This is a genomic window from Paracoccus haematequi, from assembly GCF_900631945.1.
GTDB lineage: Bacteria > Pseudomonadota > Alphaproteobacteria > Rhodobacterales > Rhodobacteraceae > Paracoccus > Paracoccus haematequi_A.
On record NZ_UZWE01000011.1, the window covers coordinates 1 to 1,496 of the forward strand.

Here is a 1,496-nt window from a genome sequence, read left to right on the forward strand (position 1 = left end):
GTGATGATCGCCATCGACAGGCTCCCCATCCCGGCCGCGATCAGACCGCCGAGCAGGATGTGGCGCAGCGCGTCGCGCAGCCGCATCTTCGTGGTCAGCGCATTGGTCGCGCCCCCGAGCGCGCCCCAGGCGGCGAGGATCACGGCGGTAGAGGCGAGCAGTTCCTTCAGCGCCGCCGCCAGAAATCCGGTTTCGTCATTCATCGTCGGATCTCCAGAAGCGGGATGGAGGTGATCGAGCCAAGCCGCTCGAGGTCGAGCGTCACGTCGAGCGCGTCGGTGTCGAAGCGGACCGGGACATCGAACTCGAAGCCCGCGGTGATCGCGACGCCACCGCCCGGTGCGGCGCTGAAGGTGATGACGCCGGTCGTGGTATCGACGGACCAGCCGGACGCCTGCGATGCACCGTTCAGAGCGACGGTGACCGAGCCCGCGACCGGCTTGGTGATGGTTCGCATCCATGTCTGGCTGCCCGAGGCGTAGCGCTTCACCAGCTGGAAGGCGGTTGTCGTACCGTCGCCGGTGCCGATCACCTGGTCGGTCGGCGAAGGCGTCGCCGAAGGCAGGCAAGATTTGTGATCACCCCAATCCTTGAACCGGAAGCCATGGAGGCGACCGTTCCGCGCCTCGAAGAAGGCAACCACGGCGGCGAGATCGTCGGCCCGGCGGATGCCATAGGCCACATCGTAGCGGCGGCGCGAATTGGCCCAGCTGGCGTTGCGCTCTTCGTCGCCCGAGGCCAGTTCGACGATTTGCGTGCGCCGTTCGGGCCCGCCGCGCGCCCCTCGGCTGATGTTGTCCGGGAACCGGACCTCATGGAACGCCATCACATGCCTCTCCGCCCCAGCGAGACGGCCCGGGCGATGTCCGCTGCGACCTGTGTGCGGGATTGCCGGAAACTCTCGGCGTCGCGGGCCATGATGGTGACGTTGACGCCGCCACCCGCGCCGTAGCTCTGCGCCTCGCGGCGCGAGAGGACCCGTTCGCCCCTTTGCAGGATTGCAGGCACTTCGTCATGGCGAAGACCGACCGCACCGCCTGAATGCATCCGGGGCGCGGCGGCGAAGGCCATGGCCGGGACCATGCGCGAGGGGCCGGACGATCCGACGATGCCGCCCGCGTGCAGGATATTGGCGAAGATCCCGCCCGCGCCGCCAAGCGCGCCCGAGAGCGCGTTAGCGATGGGGCCGAGGATGAAGCGCCGCGCCGCCAGTTTCGCGAGGTCCGCGATAAGCGAGGTCACAAGATCGCGGAAGTTAAGCTTGCCGGTCTTCACGAACTCCCCGACTGCGTCCTCGGCCGATTGGAAGGCGCTGACGAGGCTCTGGCCGATATCGCCGCCGATCTCTCGGGCCCGGCTGGCATAATCCGAGAGCGCCGCCGTCACCGCCCGCCATCCGGTCAGCGCATGCTCCGCCCCTTCGCCAGCGGCGGTTCCGGCGTCGCGGGCAGCACCTCCTGCACCATTGGCAGCGGCAGTGGTGTCGTCGAGCCCGG

The 1,496-nt window shown here is 68.6% G+C and carries 2 protein-coding genes and 1 pseudogene; all 3 read right to left on the reverse strand.

The genetic code is table 11. The features are described from left to right. A pseudogene (locus tag PARHAE_RS00175) lies at positions 1-203 on the reverse strand (hypothetical protein); the annotation flags it as partial. Continuing rightward, a complete protein-coding gene (locus PARHAE_RS00180) occupies positions 200-826 on the reverse strand; it encodes a DUF2460 domain-containing protein (protein ID WP_126152591.1) in 627 nt (208 codons plus the stop codon). The gene PARHAE_RS00180 and the pseudogene PARHAE_RS00175, both read right to left, overlap by 4 nt. Next, positions 826-1,496 (reverse strand): phage tail tape measure C-terminal domain-containing protein (locus PARHAE_RS00185; protein ID WP_277600617.1); only part of this gene is annotated, 671 nt, incomplete at its 5' end. The genes PARHAE_RS00185 and PARHAE_RS00180, both read right to left, overlap by 1 nt.